Origin of the sequence: Streptomyces sp. ISL-87 (genome assembly GCF_018614095.1) — a bacterium.
In the GTDB taxonomy this organism is placed as follows: Bacteria; Actinomycetota; Actinomycetes; order Streptomycetales; family Streptomycetaceae; genus Streptomyces.
Map to the genome: position 1 here is coordinate 42984 of NZ_JAGGOY010000025.1, position 21222 is coordinate 64205.

General features: G+C 71.3%; 18 protein-coding genes. 8 read left to right on the forward strand and 10 right to left on the reverse strand.

The genetic code is table 11. The annotated features are described in order from the left end of the window. On the forward strand, window positions 1–465 hold the full coding sequence (locus J7I97_RS09705) for a GNAT family N-acetyltransferase (RefSeq protein WP_214932835.1): 465 nt from the start codon (window positions 1–3) through the stop codon (window positions 463–465). Window positions 466–633: 168 nt separating this feature from the next. Further along, window positions 634–2226: a Na+/H+ antiporter gene (locus J7I97_RS09710; protein WP_214932838.1), complete on the forward strand. Its 1593-nt coding sequence runs from the start codon at window positions 634–636 to the stop codon at window positions 2224–2226. A 7-nt stretch (window positions 2227–2233) separates the two neighbouring features. Here J7I97_RS09710 and J7I97_RS09715 read toward each other — a convergent pair whose 3' ends face one another. After that, window positions 2234–3292 (reverse strand): mechanosensitive ion channel family protein, encoded by a 1059-nt coding sequence (locus J7I97_RS09715; protein WP_214932912.1) that lies wholly within the window; start codon window positions 3290–3292, stop codon window positions 2234–2236. A gap of 56 nt (window positions 3293–3348) precedes the next feature. Between J7I97_RS09715 and J7I97_RS09720 the strand changes: the two genes are divergently transcribed. Then, complete coding sequence (locus tag J7I97_RS09720) at window positions 3349–3918, forward strand: dienelactone hydrolase family protein (protein ID WP_374195451.1); 570 nt, start codon at window positions 3349–3351, stop codon at window positions 3916–3918. A gap of 100 nt (window positions 3919–4018) precedes the next feature. Here the strand turns inward: J7I97_RS09720 and J7I97_RS09725 are convergent, their stop codons facing one another. The 5 genes from J7I97_RS09725 to J7I97_RS09745 all read right to left on the reverse strand — a co-directional run bounded on the left by J7I97_RS09725 (window position 4019) and on the right by J7I97_RS09745 (window position 9983). Beyond that, window positions 4019–4969 carry a zinc metalloprotease gene (locus J7I97_RS09725; protein WP_214932914.1) on the reverse strand — a complete coding sequence of 317 codons (951 nt, stop codon included), beginning with the start codon at window positions 4967–4969 and terminating at the stop codon, window positions 4019–4021. A 244-nt stretch (window positions 4970–5213) separates the two neighbouring features. Continuing rightward, a complete protein-coding gene (locus J7I97_RS09730) occupies window positions 5214–6878 on the reverse strand; it encodes an alkaline phosphatase (RefSeq protein WP_214932842.1) in 1665 nt (554 codons plus the stop codon). 169 nt (window positions 6879–7047) lie between these two features. After that, window positions 7048–7842: a DsbA family protein gene (locus tag J7I97_RS09735; RefSeq protein ID WP_214932844.1), complete on the reverse strand. Its 795-nt coding sequence runs from the start codon at window positions 7840–7842 to the stop codon at window positions 7048–7050. A 56-nt stretch (window positions 7843–7898) separates the two neighbouring features. After that, on the reverse strand, window positions 7899–8588 hold the full coding sequence (locus J7I97_RS09740) for a hypothetical protein (RefSeq protein WP_214932846.1): 690 nt from the start codon (window positions 8586–8588) through the stop codon (window positions 7899–7901). A 60-nt stretch (window positions 8589–8648) separates the two neighbouring features. Beyond that, window positions 8649–9983 (reverse strand): DUF2252 domain-containing protein, encoded by a 1335-nt coding sequence (locus J7I97_RS09745; protein WP_214932848.1) that lies wholly within the window; start codon window positions 9981–9983, stop codon window positions 8649–8651. A 216-nt stretch (window positions 9984–10199) separates the two neighbouring features. On the opposite strand from J7I97_RS09745, the gene dnaE reads away from it, so the two are divergent. After that, window positions 10200–13742 carry a DNA polymerase III subunit alpha gene (gene dnaE, locus J7I97_RS09750; protein ID WP_214932850.1) on the forward strand — a complete coding sequence of 1181 codons (3543 nt, stop codon included), beginning with the start codon at window positions 10200–10202 and terminating at the stop codon, window positions 13740–13742. Between the two features lie 71 nt (window positions 13743–13813). On the opposite strand, the gene J7I97_RS09755 is transcribed toward dnaE, so the two are convergent. Continuing rightward, on the reverse strand, window positions 13814–13981 hold the full coding sequence (locus J7I97_RS09755; protein ID WP_214932852.1) for a hypothetical protein: 168 nt from the start codon (window positions 13979–13981) through the stop codon (window positions 13814–13816). A gap of 219 nt (window positions 13982–14200) precedes the next feature. Here J7I97_RS09755 and J7I97_RS09760 point away from each other — a divergent pair, with 219 nt between their 5' ends. The 4 genes from J7I97_RS09760 to J7I97_RS09775 all read left to right on the forward strand — a co-directional run bounded on the left by J7I97_RS09760 (window position 14201) and on the right by J7I97_RS09775 (window position 18050). Further along, the gene (locus tag J7I97_RS09760; protein ID WP_214932854.1) at window positions 14201–15484 is read left to right on the forward strand and encodes an NYN domain-containing protein; all 1284 of its coding nucleotides are present in this window, start codon (window positions 14201–14203) and stop codon (window positions 15482–15484) included. A 67-nt stretch (window positions 15485–15551) separates the two neighbouring features. Then, entirely contained in the window at window positions 15552–16550 is a 999-nt protein-coding gene (locus tag J7I97_RS09765) for an ABC transporter ATP-binding protein (protein WP_214932916.1), read from the forward strand. Further along, window positions 16547–17329: an ABC transporter permease gene (locus J7I97_RS09770; protein ID WP_214932856.1), complete on the forward strand. Its 783-nt coding sequence runs from the start codon at window positions 16547–16549 to the stop codon at window positions 17327–17329. Before J7I97_RS09765 ends, J7I97_RS09770 begins: the two co-directional genes overlap by 4 nt. A gap of 34 nt (window positions 17330–17363) precedes the next feature. Beyond that, window positions 17364–18050, forward strand: a complete 687-nt coding sequence (locus J7I97_RS09775; protein ID WP_251058641.1) for a DUF2567 domain-containing protein — start codon at window positions 17364–17366, stop codon at window positions 18048–18050. 227 nt (window positions 18051–18277) lie between these two features. On the opposite strand, the gene ybaK is transcribed toward J7I97_RS09775, so the two are convergent. From ybaK to J7I97_RS09790, 3 genes are read right to left on the reverse strand one after another with little or no spacing between them, the layout of a single operon-like run. Beyond that, on the reverse strand, window positions 18278–18766 hold the full coding sequence (ybaK, locus tag J7I97_RS09780; RefSeq protein ID WP_214932858.1) for a Cys-tRNA(Pro) deacylase: 489 nt from the start codon (window positions 18764–18766) through the stop codon (window positions 18278–18280). A 13-nt stretch (window positions 18767–18779) separates the two neighbouring features. Continuing rightward, a complete protein-coding gene (locus tag J7I97_RS09785) occupies window positions 18780–19520 on the reverse strand; it encodes an LON peptidase substrate-binding domain-containing protein (protein WP_214932860.1) in 741 nt (246 codons plus the stop codon). A gap of 34 nt (window positions 19521–19554) precedes the next feature. Continuing rightward, window positions 19555–21159: an oxidoreductase gene (locus J7I97_RS09790; protein WP_214932862.1), complete on the reverse strand. Its 1605-nt coding sequence runs from the start codon at window positions 21157–21159 to the stop codon at window positions 19555–19557. Window positions 21160–21222 lie beyond the last annotated feature (63 nt).

Below are 21222 nucleotides of genomic sequence, written 5' to 3' on the forward strand. Positions count from 1 at the left end.
GTGGGCGCGTACGCCGTCCGGGTCGTCGCCTCGGAGGCGGACCTGGCGGCGTGCTTCGCGGTGCGGACCGAGGTGTTCGTGGTGGAGCAGTCCGTGCCGGAGTCGATCGAGTACGACGCGTATGACGCGGGCGCGGTGCATGTACTGGCCGTGGACGCGGAGGGGGCCCCGCTGGGGACCGGGCGGCTGCTGTACGGGCCTTCGGCCCTGGGCAAGACCGGCTCGGCGGACGTCGGGTCGCTGGGCCGGCTGGCGGTACGCCGCTCCGCGCGCGGGCTCGGGGTCGGCGTCGCGCTGGTCCGGGCCATCGAGGCGGAGGCGGCGCGGTTGGGCCTTGCGGCGGTCGACCTGGGGGCCCAGACGCAGGCGCTCGGCTTCTACGAACGCCTGGGGTACGTGGCGTACGGCCCGGAGTTCCAGGACGCGGGCATTCCGCACCGCGCCATGCGGCGCCCCCTCCCGTAGCCGCTGCGCGGCCTCTTCTCCCCGCCCCGCCCTTCCACCGTTCCCTGGGCTCCGCCCAGACCCGCGCCTCAAACGCCGGCGAGGCTGGGATGGCGCTGCCCAGCCGGATGTGGCCGGCCAGGGGCGTGGCCCGAGGGGGTTCGCCGGCGGATACGGCAGGGTGGGGGAGTGGATCAGCTAGCTCTGCTCTTCGTGCTGTTGCTCGGGGCCGTGGTGACCGTGCCGCTGGGGGACCGGCTCGGGTTGCCGGCACCCGTGCTGATGGCCATCGTCGGGGCGGCCCTGGCGTTGGTGCCGGTGGTGCCGAATGTCGATGTCCCGCCCGAGTACATCCTGCCGCTGGTGCTCCCGCCGCTGCTCTACGCCTCCGCGCAGCGGACCTCCTGGCGGCAGTTCGCCGCCAATCTCCGGCCGATCTTCCTCCTCGCCGTCGCGCTCGTGTTCGTCACCACAGCCGCCGTGGCCGCCGTGGCCAACGCCGTAGTGCCCGGGCTGCCCCTCGCCGCAGCCGTCGCGCTCGGCGCGCTCGTCGCCCCGCCCGACCCCGTCGCGGCCACCGCCGTCGCCGGGGCGCTCGGGCTGCCGCGCAGGATGGTGTCGATCCTGGAGGGCGAGGGGCTCTTCAACGACGTCACCGCCATCGTGCTCTACCACGTGGCCATCGCCGCCGCCGTCAGCGGGAGTTTCTCCTGGCCGGCCGCCCTCGGACAGTTCGTGCTCTCGGCCGTGGTCGCCGTCGTGGTCGGCCTCGCGCTGGGGTGGACCGCGAACCGGCTCATGGGGCGGCTCGGCGATGCCACGCTGCAGATCGGTCTGACGCTCCTCGTGCCGTTCGTGGCGTACGTGGTGGCGGAGGAGCTGGAGGGGTCGGGGGTGCTCGCCGTGCTGACCACCGCCCTGTTCCTCGCCGAGTACGCGAGCGACGCCGACGACGTGCTCGGGCGGCTGGCCGGCCACACCTTCTGGGAAGTCGTCGACACACTCGTCACCGGCGTCGCCTTCGGGCTGATCGGGCTGGAGCTGCACAACGTGTTCGGCGTGGCCCGCGGGCGCGAGTGGGAGATGGCCGGGTGGGCGGCGGCCGTGATCGCCGTCGTGGTCGGCGTACGGCTGCTGTGGCTGCTGCCGGCGAGCTGGCTGGCGAAGAGGCTGCACAAGCGGCGGGACTACGACGAGGAGATCCCGCTGAGCTGGCGGGAGTCCGTGGTCATGTGGTGGGCGGGGATGCGCGGGGTGGCCTCGGTCGCCCTGGCGCTGGCCATTCCGCTCAAGGTCGATGACGGCGGCCCGTTTCCCGGACGCGACCAGATGATCTTCATCGCCTTTGCCGTGATCATGGTGACCCTGGTGTGCCAGGGGCTGACCCTGCCCTGGCTGGTGCGGCGGCTCGGGGTCGAGGCGGACCCGGACGCGGAGCGGGAGACCGAGCGGCAGCTCGCGATCCGCGCCGCCAAGGCCGCCAAGCGGCGGCTGAAGGAGATCGAGGAGGTGGAGGAACTGCCCGAGGACCTGGTGGAGACGCTGTACCGGCGTGCCTACGACGTGGGCGCCCGCATCAGCCCCGACATGGTCGACGAGGAGCGGCGGGAGGCCTACGCGAAGCGGGTGGAGCGGATCCGGGACATCCAGCGGATCCAGCGCGAGATGATGTCCGCCGCCCGGCACGAGGTGCTCGCGGCGCGCAGCGAGCCGGGCGCCGACCCGGAGATCGTGGACCGGGTACTGCGGCACCTGGACGTACGGAGCCTGCGCGCGACCTGAGGGGCGGCTACTCCGGCTGCCGGGGCGCTTCGGGGAGCGGGGGCGCCGGCTCGGAGGGCATGCGGGGAAGGGCGTCGGGGTGCTGCGCCGTGAGCCAGCCGATCAGCTGCTCGCGGACCGCGCAGCGCAGGGTCCAGAGGTCGTCGGCGTCCTTCGAGGTGACCGTTGCGCGGACCTGGATGGTGTACGGGGTGGTGTCGGTGACGACCAGGCCGCTGGAGCGGCCGTCCCACTCCGGGGCGTCCTTCAGGATGTCCTCCAGCTTCTCCCGGATCAGGGGGACCGGCGCCGAGTGGTCCAGGTGCAGGAAGACGCTGCCCGTCATCTCGGCGCCGCCGCGCGACCAGTTCTCGTAGGGCTTGCTTGTGAAATACGACACAGGCATCGTGATCCGGCGTTCGTCCCAGGTGCGGACGATGAGGAAGGTGAGGGTGATCTCCTCGACCGTGCCCCACTCCTTGTCCACGACCACGGTGTCCCCGATGCGGACGGTGTCGCCGAAGGCGATCTGGAGGCCGGCGAACAGGTTGCCCAGCGTGGACTGGGCGGCGATGCCCGCCACGATGCCGAGGACACCCGCGGAGGCCAGCAGCGAGGCGCCGACCGTACGCATCGCCGGGAAGGTGAGCAGCATCGACGCCGCGGCCACCGCGATCACGATGGCCGTCACCACCCGGTGGATCAGCGTGACCTGGGTGCGCACCCGCCGGACCCGGGCGTCGTCCGGGGCGCCGGCCGCGTAGCGGGCGTAGCCGGCGTCGACGACGGCGGCCGCGATCCGCACCAGCAGCCACGCCGTCGAGGCGATCAGCACGAGGGTGAGGAACCGGCCCACGCCGAGGGTGTGGCCGGGGAGGATGTGGGCCTGGCGGTACGAGCCCCGCAGGAGGCTCGTGCACAGCGTGACCTGGAAGGGCACCCGGCAGTGGCGCAGCAGGCCCCACAGGGGGGTCTCGCTGTGCCGGGCATCGGCCCGGCGCAACAGCAGGTCCAGCAGCCACCCCGCGAGAAGCGTGACGACGACCGAGCCGCCGATGACGGCCAGTGGACGCAGGACGGTCTCCATCTCCATGGGTTCAACGTAGCCGGAAGGTGCCCTCGGAAACTGGCACGATGGAGGGTATGAACATCATGCTTTTCCACTCGACGTACGGGTTGCGGCCCGCGGTGCACGCGGCGGCCGACCGGCTGCGCGCGGCCGGGCACCAGGTCCAGGTGCCGGATCTCTTCGAGGGACGCACCTTCGACACCGTCGAGGAGGGCATGGCCCACCAGGAGGAGATCGGCCGCGACGAGTTGCTCAAGCGCGCGGTGCTGGCCTCGGCCCCCTACTCCGACCAGGGCCTGGTCTACGCCGGTTTCTCCTTCGGCGGTTCCGTCGCGCAGCATCTCGCGCTGGCCGACGAGAAGGCGCGCGGGCTGGTGCTCCTGCACGGCACGGCGGACCTGGAGGAGAACGCCTCGGTCGACGATCTGCCGGTTCAGCTGCACATCGCCGATCCGGACCCGTTCGAGCCGCACGACTGGCTGACGGCCTGGTACCTGCGGATGCGGCGGGCCGGGGCGGACGTGGAGGTCCACAGTTACCCGGGCGCCGGGCACCTGTTCACCGACCCGGACCTCGACGACTACGACGCGGAGGCCGCCGAGCAGACCTGGAAGGTCGTCCTCGGGTTCCTCGAAACCCTGTAGCGGCGAGAGCGACGACAACGGGCACGTCCGGCGTTCGCCGGGCCGTGCCCGTTGCTGTTAAGAGGTCAGGCGTCAGGCGTCAGGCGTCAGACGTCAGGCGTCAGACGCGGTAGGCGGTCCACATGCTCTGCATGCGGGAGACCTGGCCGGCCGTGAACTGGTACATGCAGGAGTCGTACGTGTAGTCCATGAAGTTGTGGATCGGGTCGACGCCCGCCTTGCTGGCGCAGGAGTCGCGGCCGGTCGGGCACTCGAACGCGGCGCTCTTCTCGGCCGGGGTGTCGGAGACGGAGTCACCGCTTCCGCTACAGCCGCCCTGGAAGGTGTGGTACAGGCCCATCCAGTGGCCGACCTCGTGGGTGGCGGTGTCGCCCTCGTTGTAGTTGGCCGCGGAGCCGCCCGGCAGCGAGGTGTTGAGCAGGACCACGCCGTCCATGTTGGGCTGGGAGGCGTAGGAGCTCGGGAAGGTCGCCCAGCCGAGCAGTCCGCCGCCGAGGTTGGCGGTGTAGACGTTCAGCGCGTTCTTGCCGCCCTTGCGCAGCGCGGTCTTCATGTCCTTCTCGGCCTGGGTGCCGTCCGAGACGTTGTACCAGGTCGAGTTGTCCGTGTAGTCCGTACCGGCCAGAGTGAACTGGAAGTTGGTGTTCACGTTGCCGGTGCCCTGGCCGCCGTACGCCGCGTTCAGGACCGACATCTGGTTGCTGACGTCGGTGGCCGTCAGCTTGCCGGCGGTGCCGGAGGTGATGACGTGGAAGTACACCGGGATGCTCGTGGCCGCGGCGACGGCGCCGGCGCGCATGCTTTCCTGCTGCTGCGGGCCGAGCTGGGAGAGCTTCTTCTTCAGGTCGGCGTCCATGGCCTTGACCTGGGCGTCCGTCACCTCGTTCGGCTCGGCCGCGTGCTCCTTCTTGGGGCGGGCGACACGGGCGTTGGCGGAGGCTCCGGCGGTCTCCTCGGCGCAGACCTCGGCACCGGTCTTGGCGGCCGCGACGGTGGTGGGGGCCGTCAGGGGGGTCAGGGCCAGGGTTCCGGCCAGGACGGCAGCGCCCATGAGGCGGCGGCGAAGAAGGGGGGATATGCGGGCAACTGCGCGCACGTTGACTCCTCGCAAAGCGTGGTGGGGGGTGAGGGATTTCCTCACGCTGGCGCGCAGCTTACGTGCGCATGTCATCAAGTTGGCAAGATCTCGTAAGTAAAAGATTTGTTGCTTGAGAGCCGAAAGAGGCGCTTGGTATGCACCAAGCGCCTCTTTCGCCAGCAAAATTGACGGTCTGTCAGCGAATCCGCCGCGAAGCTCAGCGAATCGGCTGGTACACCCGCTCCACCTTCTGCGTCCCGTTGCGGGTCCGGTACGAGCGCGCCCACGCGGACGTCGCGTCCTGCCGGCGCTTGTCGGAGACGGCGTAGTAGTCCATCTGCGAGTGTTCCGCCGTGACGTCCAGGACGCCGTAGCCGTGCGCGTCCATGTCCAGCCACTTCACGTGCCAGTTGGCGGCCTTGATGGCCGTCTCGGCGACCAGCGAGGCGGTGTCCGCCGGCACGTGCAGCATGTCGTCGATGTTGTCGGAGGTCACCGAGGTGACCACGAACTCGGTCGCCGCCGTGCCCGATCCCGGGTAGGTCGCCATGTTCACCGGGACGTCGTTCGCCCAGGCCATGTGGATGTCACCGGTCAGGAACACCGTGTTCTTGATGTTCCGGTCCCTCAGGTGGCCCAGCAGCTCCTTGCGGTCGTCCGTGTACCCGTCCCACTGGTCCACGTTGATCGCGAGGCCGCCCTCGGGCAGGCCGAGCAGCTTCGTGAGCGGCTCCAGCAGGTGCGCGGGCAGCGAGGCGAAGGCCACCGGCGAGATCATCACCGAGGTGCCGACCAGCTTCCAGGTCGCGTTCGAGCTCGCGAGGCCCGACTTGAGCCAGTCCAGCTGGGCGCGCCCGGTGATCGTGCGCTCCGGGTCGTCCACCGCGCCGTTGCCGACCTTGACCTGCTCTGAGCGGAAGGAGCGCAGGTCCAGCAGGTGCAGGTCGGCGAGGGTGCCGAAGCGCAGCCGCCGGTAGACGGTGCCGGCGATGGAGGTGCGTACGGGCATCCACTCGAAGTACGCCTGCTTGGCGGCGGCCGCGCGGGCCGCCCACTCGCCCTCGGCGCCCGGCGTGTGGTTCTCGGCGCCGCCCGCCCAGGCGTCGTTGGCGAACTCGTGGTCGTCCCAGATGGCGACGATCGCGTGGGCCGCGTGCAGCGCCTGGAGGTCGGCGTCCGTCTTGTACTTGCCGTGCCGGGTGCGGTAGTCGGCCAGCGAGACGATCTCGTTCTTCGGCTCGTGCTGGCGCACGACGTACTTCGCCTCCGGGTACCCGCCGGTCTGGTACTCGTAGATGTAGTCGCCCAGGTGCAGGATCGCGTCCAGGTCGGTACGGGCCGCCAGGTGGCGGTACGCCGAGAAGTAGCCGGACTCCCAGTTGGCGCAGGAGACCACGCCGAACCGGACGCCGGGGGTGGTCACATCGTGGCCCGGGGCGGTGCGGGTGCGCCCGGCCGGGGAGACGGTGGCGCCGGCGGTGAACCGGTACCAGTACGCGGTCGCCGTCCGCAGCCCGCGCACGTCCACCTTGACCGTGTGGTCGGAGCCGGCGCTCGCGGTCACGGCGCCGCTCGCGACGACGCGGGAGAAGGCCTTGTCCTCGGCGACCTCCCAGGCCACCTCGGTGGCCGGGCCTATGCCGGAGCCGGGCACGGCCTCGGGGGTCGGGGTGACGCGGGTCCACAGCAGGATCCCGTCGGGCAGCGGGTCGCCGGAGGCCACGCCGTGCAGGAACGCCGGGGCGCCCTCCGCCGCGTGGGCGGCCGAGGCGGTCAGCGAGGTGAGCGGGGCCAGCGCGGCGGTGGCCGCGGCGGCCAGGACGACCGTTCGGCGGCGCGGAGTCGCCGCCGCGGTGGGGGAGGAAGAGAGATGACTGGTCACGGCCGATCATATTACTGACGGGTATAACCGTGGGTACACCCCTGGAAACACAACGGGCGGGCGAACTCTTGGAGTTCGCCCGCCCATCGGCCCGCAGGGACCGGAAAGACCGGCCCGGGATGGCCTGCATTGGCCGGTATTGGCCGCTATTGACTGGTGTTGACAGGGGTCAACCCTGGAGAGCCTTGTCGATCGCGGCCGTGAAGGCCTCCGGGCCCGACGGGGTCTCGATCTTCTTGCCGTCCATCTTCAGCGTCGGAGTACCCGTCACCCCGGACTTGTTGAAGGCCTTCGACATCTCCATCGCCCACCGGTCGTACGTACCGTCCTCGACGGCCTTCTTGAACTCGGCGTTCCCCTTGAGTGCCGGGACCGTGTCCGCGACCTTGATGAGGTAGTCGTCCTTGGCGAAGCTGTCGACGGTCTCCTCGGGGTGCAGCTCCTTGGAGTACAGGGCGGCCTTGTAGTCGAGGAAGGCCTCCGGGCTGACGTTCAGCGCCGCGCCCAGCGCGCTCAGCGCGTTCTTCGAGCCCTCGCCCTTGGCGGCGTTGTCGATGAACGTCGCGCCGAAGTACTGGAGCTTGTACTTGCCCGCGTCGATGTCCTTCTTGACCTGCTCGCCCGCGGACTGCTCGAACGCCGCGCACGCCGGGCAGCGGGAGTCCTCGTACAGCTCCAGGGTCTTCTTCGCGTCGGCCTTGCCGATGACGACCGTGGTGCCGTCGTCGCCCGTGGTGTTCTTCGGCTTGACCAGCTCGGCCTTGGCGGCCTTCTCCCAGTAGCCCGGCTGATTGGCCTGCACGACCGCGTAGCCGACGCCGCCGGCCAGGGCCAGGACGGCGACGACCGCCCCGGCCACGATCACCTGGCGGCGCACCTTGTCCTTCTTGGCCTGCCGCTCACGATCGGCGCGCAGCCTCTCGCGGGCCGCCGCCTTGTTCGCCTGGCTGTTGCGTGAACTCATCGTGATCTCCGTGGTGTGAAAAAAGAGGGGGGACTGCCGTGACTGCCGTACGTGTGTCAGGCGCTCGCGAGCGCACCGCGTACAGGAGGTCCCCGCCGTCCCACGGAGTGTGCGGGGAATCGGGTACGGGCTCCCGCGCCCGGAAGGACCGGCCGCAGCGCCCGCCGCGCGGGCCGGGCGACCACCGTCACCGAGGCCGCCGCCAGCACCAGCGGCCGGAACGCGAACGCGGCCACCGCCCGCAGCAGCCGGGCCAGCGCCCGCTCCCCGTGCCGCAGCCACACCGCGGCGAGCAGCCCGACCGAGACGTGCGCCCCCAGCAGCAGCCAGGGCGTCCACGGCCCGGGCGAGGCCAGCAGCGCCGCCGGGTCGCCGGCCCGCCCGGCCGCCCCGGCCAGCGGGCCGCCCAGTGGGGTCCCGCCGCACAGCTCGTCCAGGCCCAGCGCGTGCAGCGGACCGGAGACCGGGCCGCCCGCGGGGCCGTAGCAGACGTGCTGTCCGGCGGTGAAGACGGTGTCGGCCGCCAGCTCCAGCGGCACCAGCAGCCCGGCGATCGGACCCAGGCCCCGCTCCCGGCCCGCCAGCGCGAAGGCGATCGCGAACACGGCGGCGAAGGCCCCGCCGACCAGCACCGGCGGCAGCGCCACCTGGGACATCAGGACATGGGAGCCGGCCGAGAGCAGCACGAGGAGCGCGCTGAACAGCGCGGCCCGCAGCCCTCGAAGCCCTACAGCTGATATGTCCATCGCCGCGAGTTTGCCATGAGTACCTGTGAAAACGGGCCCGGGTCCGCGGAGCGCGGGACTTTATGGCGTGAGACGGCCGTTGCGGAACAGGTCCACGAAGATCTGGTGGTCGGCGCGCGCCCGGGCTCCGTAGGCGTGGGCGAAGTCGACCAGCAGGCCCGCGAAACCCTTCTCGTCGGCGGCGATGGCCGCGTCGATGGCCCGCTCGGTGGAGAAGGGGACCAGCGTCTGCCCGCTCTCGGCCGCGTCGGCCGCCCCGTGCATGGTCGCCGTCGCCCGGCCCAGGTCCGCGACCACGGCCGCGATCTCCTCCGGGTCGTCGAGGTCCGACCAGTCCAGGTCCACCGCGTACGGGGAGACCTCCGCCACCAGCTGCCCGGCCCCGTCCAGCTCCGTCCAGCCCAGCCACGGGTCGGCGTGCGCCTGAAGGGCCCGCTGGGAGATCACCGTGCGGTGCCCCTCGTGCTGGAAGTAGTCGCGCACCGACCGGTCGGTGATGTGCCGGGACACGGCCGGGGTCTGCGCCTGCTTGAGGTAGATCACGACGTCGTTCTCCAGGGCGTCGCTGTGCCCCTCCAGCAGGATGTTGTACGAGGGCAGGCCGGCCGAGCCGATCCCGACGCCCCGGCGGCCCACCACGTCCTTGACCCGGTAGGAGTCGGGCCGCACCAGGGACTCGTCGGGCAGGGTCTCCAGGTACCCGTCGAAGGCGGCCAGCACCTTGTACCGGGTGGCCGCGTCCAGCTCGACCGAGCCGCCGTCGGGGGTGAAGCGGCGCTCGAAGTCCCGGATCTCGGTCATCGAGTCCAGGAGGGAGAAGCGGGTGCGGGCGCGGGCCGAGCGCAGGGCCCCCAGCAGCGGGCCCTCGGCGGTGTCCAGGGTGAAGGAGGGCAGCTCCGACATGTCACAGGTCTTCGCCCCGGTGGCCAGCGCGTGGATCCGCTCGCGGTAGGCGCCCGCGTAGACCCGTACCAGCTCGCTGATCTGGCCGTCGCTGAGCGCCTTGGTGTAGCCGATCAGGGCGACGGAGGCGGCGAACCGCTTCAGGTCCCAGGTGAAGGGGCCGACGTAGGCCTCGTCGAAGTCGTTGACGTTGAAGATCAGCCGGCCGTTGGAGTCCATGTACGTGCCGAAGTTCTCCGCGTGGAGATCGCCGTGGATCCACACCCGGCCGGTCTGCTCGTCCAGGTACGGGCCGCCGTGCCGTTCCCGCTCCAGATCCGCGTAGAAGAGGCAGGCCGTGCCCCGGTAGAAAGCGAAGGCGGAGGCCGCCATCTTCCGGAATTTGACCTGGAAGGCAGCGGGGTCGGCGGCGAGCAGCTCACCGAACGCGGTGTCGAACACATCGAGTATCTGCTCGGCGCGCTGCTCGTCGGTCGTCTCGGGAACCGCCATGGCGGATGCCTCCTGGTGGTGCGGGGGTGGATCGGTTTTCGGACAGCCGTCCTTGGCTCTGCAACGGATGACCGTACCCGTCGGTGCCCAGGAATTGTCACCCGGTCGACGTAGGATTCAGAGCTGCCGCCCCTCTCTCCCCGCCCACCCGTCACCCGGCCACCGCCCCTCACCGAGGCGCTGCGCGCCACCGTGATCTTTCAGGAGACTCCCACCGTGACCAAGCCGCCGTTCACGCACCTGCACGTCCACACCCAGTACTCGCTGCTGGACGGTGCCGCGCGGCTGAAGGACATGTTCAACGCGTGCAACGAGATGGGCATGACGCACATCGCCATGTCCGACCACGGCAACCTGCACGGGGCCTACGACTTCTTCCACACCGCCCAGAAGGCCGGGATCACCCCGATCATCGGCATCGAGGCGTACGTGGCCCCCGAGTCCCGGCGCAACAAGCGGCGCATCCAGTGGGGCCAGCCCCACCAGAAGCGCGACGACGTCTCCGGTTCCGGCGGTTACACCCACAAGACGATCTGGGCGGCGAACGCCACCGGTCTGCACAACCTCTTCCGGCTGTCCTCCGACGCGTACGCCGAGGGCTGGCTCACGAAGTGGCCGCGCATGGACAAGGAGACCATCAGCAAGTGGTCCGAGGGGCTGATCGCCTCCACCGGCTGCCCCTCCGGCGAGCTGCAGACCCGGCTGCGCCTCGGCCAGTTCGACGAGGCCCTGAAGGCCGCCTCCGAGTACCAGGACATCTTCGGCAAGGACCGCTACTTCCTGGAGCTGATGGACCACGGCATCGAGATCGAGCGCCGGGTCCGCGACGGGCTGCTGGAGATCGGCAAGAAGCTCGGCATCCCGCCGCTGGTGACGAACGACTCGCACTACACGTACGCGAGCGAGGCCGGCGCCCACGACGCCCTGCTCTGCATCCAGACCGGCAAGAACCTCTCGGACCCGGACCGCTTCCGCTTCGACGGCACCGGCTACTACCTGAAGTCCACGGACGAGATGTACGCCATCGACTCCTCCGACGCCTGGCAGGAGGGCTGCGCCAACACGCGGCTGGTCGCGGACCAGATCGAGACCGAGGGCATGTTCAAGTTCCGGAACCTGATGCCGAAGTTCGACATCCCGGACGGCTACACCGAGGTCACCTGGTTCCGCGAGGAGACCATGCGCGGCATGCACCGCCGCTACCCCGGGGGCATCCCCGAGGACCGGATGAAGCAGGCCGAGTACGAGATGGACACGATCATCTCGATGGGCTTCCCCGGCTACTTCCTCGTGGTCGCCGACTTCATCATGTGGGCCAAGAACCAGGGCATCGCGGTCGGCCCCGGCCGAGGCTCCGCGGCCGGCTCGATCGTCGCGTACGCCATGGGCATCACCGACCTCGACCCGCTCACCCACGGTCTGATCTTCGAGCGCTTCCTGAACCCCGAGCGCGTCTCCATGCCCGACGTCGACATCGACTTCGACGAGCGCAGGCGCGTCGAGGTGATCCGGTACGTGACCGAGAAGTACGGCGCCGACAAGGTCGCCATGATCGGTACGTACGGCACCATCAAGGCCAAGAACGCGATCAAGGACTCCGCGCGCGTCCTGGGCTACCCGTACGCCATGGGCGACCGGCTCACCAAGGCCATGCCCGCCGACGTCCTCGGCAAGGGCATCCCGCTCTCCGGCATCCTCGACCCGCAGCACCCGCGCTACGGCGAGGCCGGCGAGATCCGCGGGATGTACGAGAACGAGCCCGACGTGAAGAAGGTCATCGACACCGCCCGCGGTGTGGAGGGCCTGGTCCGCCAGATGGGCGTGCACGCGGCCGGCGTGATCATGTCCAGCGAGACGATCACCGACCACGTACCCGTCTGGGTGCGGCACACCGACGGCGTCACCATCACCCAGTGGGACTACCCGAGCTGCGAGTCGCTCGGCCTGCTGAAGATGGACTTCCTCGGCCTGCGCAACCTCACGATCATGGACGACGCCGTCAAGATGGTGAAGGCCAACAAGGGGATCGACATCGATCTCCTGGCCCTCCCGCTCGACGACCCCAAGACCTTCGAACTGCTCGGCCGCGGTGACACCCTCGGCGTCTTCCAGTTCGACGGCGGCCCCATGCGCTCGCTACTGCGCCTGATGAAGCCCGACAACTTCGAGGACATCTCCGCCGTCTCGGCCCTGTACCGGCCGGGCCCGATGGGCATGAACTCGCACACGAACTACGCCCTGCGAAAGAACAAGCAGCAGGAGATCACCCCGATCCACCCGGAGCTGGAGGAGCCCCTCGAAGAGGTGCTCGCGGTCACCTACGGCCTGATCGTCTACCAGGAGCAGGTCCAGAAGGCCGCCCAGATCATCGCCGGGTACTCGCTCGGCGAGGCCGACATCCTGCGCCGAGTGATGGGCAAGAAGAAGCCCGAGGAGCTGGCGAAGAACTTCGTCATCTTCCAGGAGGGCGCGAAGAAGAACGGCTACAGCGACAAGGCCATCCAGGCCCTGTGGGACGTCCTGGTCCCCTTCGCCGGCTACGCCTTCAACAAGGCCCACTCGGCCGCGTACGGCCTGGTCTCCTACTGGACCGCCTACCTCAAGGCGAACTTCCCGGCCGAGTACATGGCCGGCCTGCTCACCTCGGTCAAGGACGACAAGGACAAGTCCGCGATCTACCTGAACGAGTGCCGGCGCATGGGCATCAAGGTCCTGCCGCCGAACGTGAACGAGTCGGAGCCGAACTTCGCCGCCCAGGGCGACGACGTGATCCTCTTCGGCCTCACCGCGGTGCGCAACGTCGGCCAGAACGTCGTCGAGTCGATCATCAAGACCAGGAAGGCCAAGGGGAAGTACTCCTCCTTCCCCGACTTCCTCGACAAGGTCGAGGCCGTGGTCTGCAACAAGCGGACCGTCGAGTCGCTGATCAAGGCCGGGGCCTTCGACGAGATGGGCCACACCCGCAAGGGCCTGGTCGCCCACCACGAGTCGATGATCGACAACGTGGTCGCCGTGAAGCGCAAGGAGGCCGAGGGACAGTTCGACCTCTTCGGCGGAATGGGTGACGAGGGCGCGAGCGACGAGCCGGGCTTCGGCCTCGACGTGGAGTTCTCCGACGTGGAGTGGGAGAAGTCCTACCTGCTCGCCCAGGAGCGCGAGATGCTCGGCCTCTACGTCTCCGACCACCCGCTGTTCGGCCTGGAACACGTCCTGTCCGACAAGACGGACGCCGGCATCTCCCAGCTGACCGGCGGCGAGCACTCCGACGGCGCCGTCGTCACCATCGGCGGCATCATCTCGGGCCTCCAGCGCAAGATGACCAAGCAGGGCAACGCCTGGGCCATCGCCACCGTCGAGGACCTGGCCGGCTCCATCGAGTGCATGTTCTTCCCCGCGACCTACCAGCTCGTCTCCACCCAGCTGGTCGAGGACACCGTCGTCTTCGTCAAGGGCCGCCTCGACAAGCGCGAGGACATCCCCCGGCTGGTCGCCATGGAGATGATGGTCCCCGACCTGTCCTCGGCCGGAACGAACGCCCCGGTGGTCCTCACCATCCCGACCGTCAAGGTCACTCCGCCGATGGTGACCCGTCTGGGGGAGATCCTGCGCCACCACAAGGGCAACACCGAGGTACGGATCAAGCTGCAAGGGCCGCGGACCACGACCGTGCTGCGGCTCGACAAGCACCGGGTCCAGCCCGACCCCGCCCTCTTCGGCGACCTCAAGGTGCTGCTCGGGCCGTCCTGCCTGGCCGGATAGCGTGAAGCGTGAAGAGGGGCGCACCCGGACGACTCCGGGTGCGCCCCTCTTCGTACGATCGCGGAGGCCCGTCAGTTGTGGCCGAACTTCTTCTGCTTGCTCTTGTGGGCCATATCCATCGGACTCGGGGCCTGCGACGAGGTGTCGGGCTGGGACTCCGCCGAGCTCTTCGAGGTGTCCTGCGCGGACGTGCGGGGCTGCTGCTTGGCGGGCTGCTGACGGTTCTTGTTCTTGGCCATGGTGGAGCCTCCGTGAGGGTCTAGGGGCCAGGACCGCCTTCACCCTCACACACCACCAGAAAGCGCGCATTTTGGATCTTTGCCGCGCGTAGCCGTCAGCCCTTTCCTGAAAGCCGCCGGATCCGCCACGCCGATGATCGAGTTCCGGCCGTGCGCGCCGTTGCGGTCGGGCAGACTCGGGGCAACCGCGAAAAACACAGAGGACCCCCAGGGAAGAGGGTGGAACGCGTGGACCGCTGCGTCGTCCTGGTGGACGCCGGCTATCTGCTGGGCGCCGCCGCAAGCCTTCTCGCGGGGGAGCCCTCCCGCTCCCGCATCACCGTCGACCATGCCGCCCTCATCCAGGGCCTGCGCGAGCGGGCCGAGGCCGACACCGAACAACCACTGCTGCGCATCTACTGGTTCGACGGCGCGCCCGACCGGGTGCCGCAGCCCGAGCACCGGCGGCTGCGCGTCATGCCCCGCGTCACCGTCCGGCTCGGGGCACTGACCCGCAGCGACGGCCGCTGGGCGCAGAAGGGCGTGGACGCCGCGATGCACGCCGAACTCACCGAGCTGGCCCGCAACCGCGCCTGCTCGGACGTCGTACTGGTCACCGGCGACGGGGACCTGCTGCCCGGCCTGATGTCCGCCAAGGAACACGGGGTCGCCGTCCACCTGTGGGCCGTCCAGGCCGCCGACGGGGACTACAACCAGTCCGAGGACCTCGTCGCCGAGGCCGACGAACGCCGGGTCCTGGACCGGGCCTGGATCACCCGGGCCGTCCGGGCCAAAGACCTCGCCGGACTGTGCGCCCCGCCGCCCGCCCCGCGCCCCGAGATCGCCGCGATCCTCTCCGCCCCGCTGCCCGAGGCGGCGCTGGCCGAAGCCGCCCGCAACGGCTCCCCCGCCGCCACGGAGAGCGCCGGGCACAGCGCACCCGTACCGGCGCCCGCCACCGAGGGGACCAAGCCCGTACCCACCCCCAAGGACCTCGCCTCCCTGCGCGCGCCCGGGCAGCCCGCCGCGCCGCAGAACGGCCAGCACGGCGCGGCCCCGGCCGGCAGCGCCCTGCGCTGGTCCTCCGACAAGGGCTGGATCGACCGGGCCGGACCCCTGGGCGAACCCGCCGAGACCGCCTCCCTGCCCACCCTCGCCCAGCTCACCAGCGCCGAACAGCGCTGGGCCGACCGGGAAGAGGACATCACCACCGTCGGCGGAGACCCGTTCGAGGTGGGCCAGGTGTTCGCCCGGCGCTGGATGGAGCGGCTGCCGGAGAGCGTGCACCTGCAGAGGCTGGCCACGATGTACCCGCGCATCCCGCACCGGATCGACGGGGAGCTGCTGCGGTACGCCGCCCGGTTCGGGCTGCTCGCGCACAAGGACGACCAGATCGACGAGCACGACCGCTACGCCATCCGGGCCGGCTTCTGGCGGGAGATCGACGTCCGCGCGGCCGCCGAGCACGTGGCCGGGGCACCGGCCGCCGTGCCGTCGGCGCCCGTGACCCCGACGCCCGAGTAGGGGTGGAAGCCGCGTAGGCTGCTCCCTCGTGAGTACGGGCACAGCACCAGCAGAACCGAGCACGGCAGTGGCCGCGGACGCGGCTTCCGACGTGGTCTGCGCGGTGCGTGACCTGGTCAAGACGTATCCCGCCGTACGCGGCCGGCGCGGGGCTCCCGCCCTGCCCGAGACCCGCGCCACCGACGGAATCTCCCTGGACGTCCGGCGCGGCGAGATCTTCGGCCTGCTCGGCCCCAACGGCGCCGGCAAGTCCACCCTGGTTCGCCAGCTCACCGGCCTGCTGCGGCCCGACGCGGGCAGCGTGACCCTGCTCGGCCACGACCTCGTACGCCACCCCGAGCGGGCGGCCCGGCTGCTGGCCTACCTCGGGCAGGAGTCCACTGCCCTGGACGAGCTGACGGTGGCACTGGCCGCCGAGACGACGGGACGGCTGCGCGGGCTCGGCGTACAGGCGGCGCGGGCCGCGCGGGACGCCGTACTGGAGGAACTCGGGCTGACCGGGATCGCCGGCCGGCCCCTGAAGAAGCTTTCCGGCGGGCAGCGGCGGCTGGCCTGCTTCGCCGCCGCGCTGGTCGGGGAGCGGCCGGTGCTGGTCCTCGACGAGCCCACCACCGGCATGGACCCGGTGGCCCGCCGCGCGGTGTGGTCGGCCGTGGACCGGCGGCGCGCACAGCACGGCGCCACGGTCCTGCTGGTCACCCACAACGTCATCGAGGCCGAGACGGTCCTCGACCGCGTCGCCGTCATCGACCAGGGCAAGGTCATCGCCTGCGACACCCCGGCCGGGCTCAAGGCCAAGGTCTCCGACGAGGTCCGGCTGGAGCTGGTGTGGCGGACCGCCGCGCCCCGGGAGGTGCCGGAGGTCGCGGCGCTGGCTCCGCTGGCCACCGAGGCGGGGCGCCGCTGGGTGCTCCGGCTGGCGCCGGACGAGGCGCGGGCGGCGGTGGCCGCGGTCACCGGCGGGCCGGCCTTCGCCGCGCTCGACGACTTCACCCTGGCCACGCCGAGCCTGGAGGACGTGTACCTCGCACTGGGCGGACGGATGACGGGGCTGGTGAAGGCATGAGCCTTGCTCCTACTACTGCCGCCGCTGCCGTGCTGGCGCCGCGGGCCCGGTTCTTCCCGGCGCTGGCCGCGGTGTACCGGGCGCAGCTGTCCCGGGCACGGGTCGCGCGGATCCCGCTGCTGTTCGTGGCCACCTTCCAGTCCATCGGGATCATGATCCTGATGCGGGGTGTGGTGGACGGCGGCTCGGAGGCCCGGGCCGTCGTGGCCGGGTCCTCGGTGCTCGTCGTCGCCTTCGTCGCGCTGAATCTCCTCGCGCAGTACTTCGGGCAGCTCCGGGCGAGCGGGGGGCTGGACCACTACGCCACCCTGCCGGTGCCGCCCGCGTCGGTGGTGCTGGGCGCGGCCGCCGCGTACGCCTCCTTCACGCTGCCGGGGACGCTGGTGACGGCGGTGTTCGGGTGCGTGCTGTTCGGGCTGCCGATGGGCGGGCTGTGGATCCTGGCCGCGGTGGTGCCGCTGGCCGGGGCCGCGCTGGCCGGGCTGGGCGCGGCGCTCGGGCTGCTGGCGCCGCGGCAGGAGCTGGCCACACTGGCCGGGCAGCTGGGCATGTCGGCCGCGCTGCTGCTGGGCGTACTGCCGCCGGAGCGGATGCCGGACGTGATCGTGTGGGCGCGGGACCTGCTGCCGTCGACGTACGGGGTGGAGGCGTTCGCGCGGACGTTCGCGCCGCATCCCGACTGGGCGGCGGTCGTGCTCGATCTGGGTGTGTGCGGGGCGGTGGGGGTGCTGTCCCTGGCCGCCGCGACGTGGGCGTACCGGCGGGCGGCGGTCCGCTGACGCCGGCGGCGCGGGTACCTGGCACGATGTGGGGGTGACCGAAGCCGTGACCCCGCCGCCCCCCTCTCCGACCGACCCGCCGTGGCCCCCTCCGGAGAAGCCGGGTGACGCCTCCGGCGCGGCCATTACGGCTGCGGACATCCGCGACGGGGCCGCCGTTGCCCTGGCGGTGGGTGTGGCCGGGGTGCTGCTCGGTGTGCTGTGGGCGTGGCTGGCGCCGCGGGTGCAGTACGTCTCGAACGGGGAGGCCCTGTTCCTGCGGAACACCGAGAGCGAGGCGCGGATCGGGGCTGACGGGACGTTCCTGCTGCTGTCGGCGGCGCTGGGCGCGGTGAGCGCGGTGGGCGCGTTCGTGTGGCGGCGGCGTGGGGGCATCCCGCTGGTGATCGGGCTGGCGGTGGGATCCGGCTTCGCCGCGTTGGTGGGGTGGCGGCTGGGGCTGTGGCTCGGGCCGTCCGGGGATCTTCTGGCCGCGGCGGTCAAGGCGGGGAAGGGCGTTCCGTTCGATGCGCCGTTGCAGTTGCTGGCGCACGGGGCGTTGCTGGTGTGGTCTGTGGTGGCTGTGCTGGTGCATTTGGTGTTGACGGCGGTGTGGGGTCCGCGGGATCCCGAGCCGGGGGGTTCCGGTTGGGGCGGCTACTACGCGGCGCCGTCGGCTGTGCAGCCGGCTGTGCAGGGCGGGGAGCCGTCTGACGCCCCGGGGGCGCCGCCGCAGGGCTGACGCCGGCCCGTGCTGCCGCTGCGCGGGGCCCTCTCCCCGCCCCGCCCTTTCTCCGTTTCTCCCCCAGACTCCGTCCGGGGGGACCCCCAGGGGCTCCGCCCCAGACCCCGCGCCTCACACGCCGGCGGGGCTGGATTGATTCAGCCCCGCCGGCGTTTGAGGCGCGGGGGTCCGGGGGCTGGCCCCCGGCGGCGGTGCCGCACCCGGCACACCTCGGGCGCCGCAGGCTACGGGCGGGCGATGGGGGCCAATGTGGCCTCGGTGAGGGTGGTCAGGGTGGTGGGGGTGAGTTCGACTTCCAGGCCGCGGCGGCCGGCCGAGACGCAGATGGTGGGGTGGGCGGCGGCGGAGGCGTCCAGGACCGTGCGGAGGCATTTGCGCTGGCCCAGGGGGGAGATGCCGCCCAGGACGTAGCCGGTGGTGCGTTCCGCCAGGGCGGGGTCGGCCATCGTCGCGCGTTTGGCGCCAAGAGCCGTGGCCAGGGCTTTCAGGTCCAGGGTGCCCGAGACCGGGACCACCGCCACCGTCAGGACGCCGTCCACCTCGGTGACCAGGGTCTTGAAGACCTGCGTCGGGGAGACGCCCATGGCCTGCGCCGCTTCCTCGCCGTACGAGGGATGCGCGGGGTCGTGCTCGTAGGCGTGGGTGGTGAACTCCGCGCCTGCCGAGGTGAGGGCGGCGATCGCGGGGGTGCCCGCCGGTTTCTTCCTGGCCATCGGTTCGGGCCCGTCAGTTCGGGCTTGTCGGGGTGCGTGTCAGGTCCACCGCCGGGAGGGACGGCAGGTGGCGGATCACCGCTGTTTCGGTGCGGAGCAGTTTCAGTTCCTCCGCGAGGCGGGTCGCCGTGTCCGGGGCCTGGAGCAGGCGCTGCTTCGCCGGGATGTCCAGGACGGCCGCCGCCGCCACCAGGTAGGAGACGACCGAGGGGTCATCGGGCAGTTCGGCGGCCGTGGCCAGGGAGCGTTCGCGGGCTCCGGCCAGGCGCTTCTGGTAGTTGCGGAAGGCCCGGAGTACACCCTCGGCCAGCGCGCCCGCGCCCTCGCCCGCGTCCTCGGGGAGTTCTTCGAGTTCCGCGACCAGGTAGGGGCCCGAGGAGTCGACCGAGAGCAGCCGGACGCGGCTCGTGCCCGTGGAGAGCACCTCGAAGCTGCCGTCCTCCCGCTCCCGGATCGTCGCCGCGTCCGCGATGCAGCCCACCCGGTGGAAGGCCTGGATCGGGTCCGCGCCGAAGCCCGCGGCCGGGCTCCGCTCGGGCAGGGCCGTCTGGTCCGGCAGACCCGGGGCGGTCGGCGCGACCTCCCAGCCGTCGCGGATCGCGACGACCGCGAAACGCCGCGGCTGGTCCTCGCCCGCCTTCAGCAGTTCGCGCATCATGGCGCGATAACGCTCCTCGAAGATGTTCAGCGGCAGCACGAGGCCCGGGAACAGCACCTGGTTGAGCGGGAAGAGGGGCAGGCGAACGGTGGTCACGACGCACAGGGTAATGGCCCGGGGCCCGAGGCCGTCACCCCCGCCTCAGCAGCCGTGAGGCCCCCGCCGCCACCGTCGTGGCCAGGATCCACCCCAGCATCACGAGGGCCGTCGCCCCCCACTGCCAGGCGCCCACGAGCTTCCACTGGCCCTCCTGCCCCAGGTCGATCACGGGCAGGAGCAGGTCCAGGGCGTAGAGGGCGGGGTCCCACTCGGGGTGCTCGTCCGGCTTGATCGCCTCCGGGTGGAGGCGGGAGAACAGCACCGCACCCGCCGCCCACAGCACCGCCATCCACAGGGCGGCCCGGCCCGGCCGGTAGCCGTACACCACCGTCCAGTCCTGGAGGTGGCCCCAGGCCTTCGCCGCCGGGGGCAGGGTCGCCCGGCGGCGGCGCTGCTTGGCCAGCAGGACCTCCCGGGCGTCCGCGTCCTCGCCGCTGGCGCGCAGTACGGCCGCCAGCCGTTCGTACGGTTCCGGCGAGTACTCCGGGGTGGCCGCCTCCACCCAGTCCAGCCGGCGCGACAGCGGGAAATGGCCGCGGGGCGCGAGATTCTCGTAGGCGAATCCCTCTATGGACACCCCGCCCGGCCCCGGCCAGCTGGTGGAGGTGTCGACCAGCTTGACCACCTTCGCCCCGGACAGCACCACCCGGCCGTGCTCCGGCCGCTCCCCCACGAACCGCAGCTCCGGCGTCTGGATCCGGCGCAGGGACACCTCCTGCTCGGCCGTGAGCGTGAACCGCGCGCCGTAGAAGTCGACGGCGTCCCCGAAGCGCCCGTCGTCCAGACGCAGCCCGCCCCGGCATTCGAAGCGCTGCGCCCGCTGCCCGCGCGTGGGCGTGGGCGTCTGGGCGATGCCGTACGGGGGAGTGGAGGAGCCCGCGCCGCCGGGCACGTAATCCATCGCGATCGAGGTCAGGTACAGCGTCCGCTCGACGGTCAGCTGCGGCGCGTTGAGCGCGCGCCGCCCGTACGGGTTCCGCAGCCGGGCCCCGCGCAGGTTCATCGACACGCCGATCTTGGCACCGCGCAGGCTGACCTCGCCATACGTCTCCAGCAGCTCGCCCTGGAAGTCCTGCGCGACGGACAACCCGTCGGCCGCGATCGCCCGCCCCTTGTTGTCCCGCTGCACCACGGCCTGGCTGACCAGCAGGTCCGTGCCGATCTGCGCGTCGGTCAGCCGGATCCCGCGCGCCACCCGGCAGCGCGGCAGGTGCAGATCACCCTCCGTGTGCAGCCGGGCCGCCTCCAGCCGGGGGATGGCGCAGTTGACCATGCGGAGCGTGCCGAACCGGGTCTCGGACAGCTGGATCTCGCTGTCGAAGCGGCAGGACTGGAGCTCCACGTACGGCTGCACCGTGCCGCCGGACAGATCGAGGCGCCCGGTGATCCGCACGCCGCGCAGCTTCAGCGAGGCCACCCGGCCCGGCACCGGGCCCGGCCCGTGGAGCAGCAGCAGCGCCACGATCTCGGCGCGGACGCTGCGCTCGGGGCCCCAGACCAGGTCGGAGTGCGGGTTGTCGAGGTCCCCGGAGCGGGTGCTGAGGTCGCAGACGCTGCCCGTGCGGTAGGACCGCCACATGAGGAGCTCGGCATTGCCGAGATCCGACGGTTCCCCCTCCGTGCGCACCTCGGTCATGGCGGCCCCCCTCCGCTTCACATGCGTGTACGGGAACGCTAATGGGCGCCAGTGACATCCGGG

What these genes read in the sequence shown, in the direction of transcription:
- ybaK (WP_214932858.1), bottom strand. Translation starts at nt 18,766, where the DNA reads ATGGCCAGGAAGAAACCGGCGGGCACCCCCGCGATCGCCGCCCTCACC.
- J7I97_RS09735 (WP_214932844.1), bottom strand. Translation starts at nt 7,842, where the DNA reads ATGAGTTCACGCAACAGCCAGGCGAACAAGGCGGCGGCCCGCGAGAGG.
- J7I97_RS09725 (WP_214932914.1), bottom strand. Translation starts at nt 4,969, where the DNA reads ATGGGCGCTGCCGTCCTGGCCGGAACCCTGGCCCTGACCCCCCTGACG.
- J7I97_RS09770 (WP_214932856.1), top strand. Translation starts at nt 16,547, where the DNA reads ATGAGCCTTGCTCCTACTACTGCCGCCGCTGCCGTGCTGGCGCCGCGG.
- J7I97_RS09790 (WP_214932862.1), bottom strand. Translation starts at nt 21,159, where the DNA reads ATGACCGAGGTGCGCACGGAGGGGGAACCGTCGGATCTCGGCAATGCC.
- J7I97_RS09745 (WP_214932848.1), bottom strand. Translation starts at nt 9,983, where the DNA reads ATGGCGGTTCCCGAGACGACCGACGAGCAGCGCGCCGAGCAGATACTC.
- J7I97_RS09720 (WP_374195451.1), top strand. Translation starts at nt 3,349, where the DNA reads ATGAACATCATGCTTTTCCACTCGACGTACGGGTTGCGGCCCGCGGTG.
- J7I97_RS09755 (WP_214932852.1), bottom strand. Translation starts at nt 13,981, where the DNA reads ATGGCCAAGAACAAGAACCGTCAGCAGCCCGCCAAGCAGCAGCCCCGC.
- J7I97_RS09715 (WP_214932912.1), bottom strand. Translation starts at nt 3,292, where the DNA reads ATGGAGACCGTCCTGCGTCCACTGGCCGTCATCGGCGGCTCGGTCGTC.
- J7I97_RS09740 (WP_214932846.1), bottom strand. Translation starts at nt 8,588, where the DNA reads ATGGACATATCAGCTGTAGGGCTTCGAGGGCTGCGGGCCGCGCTGTTC.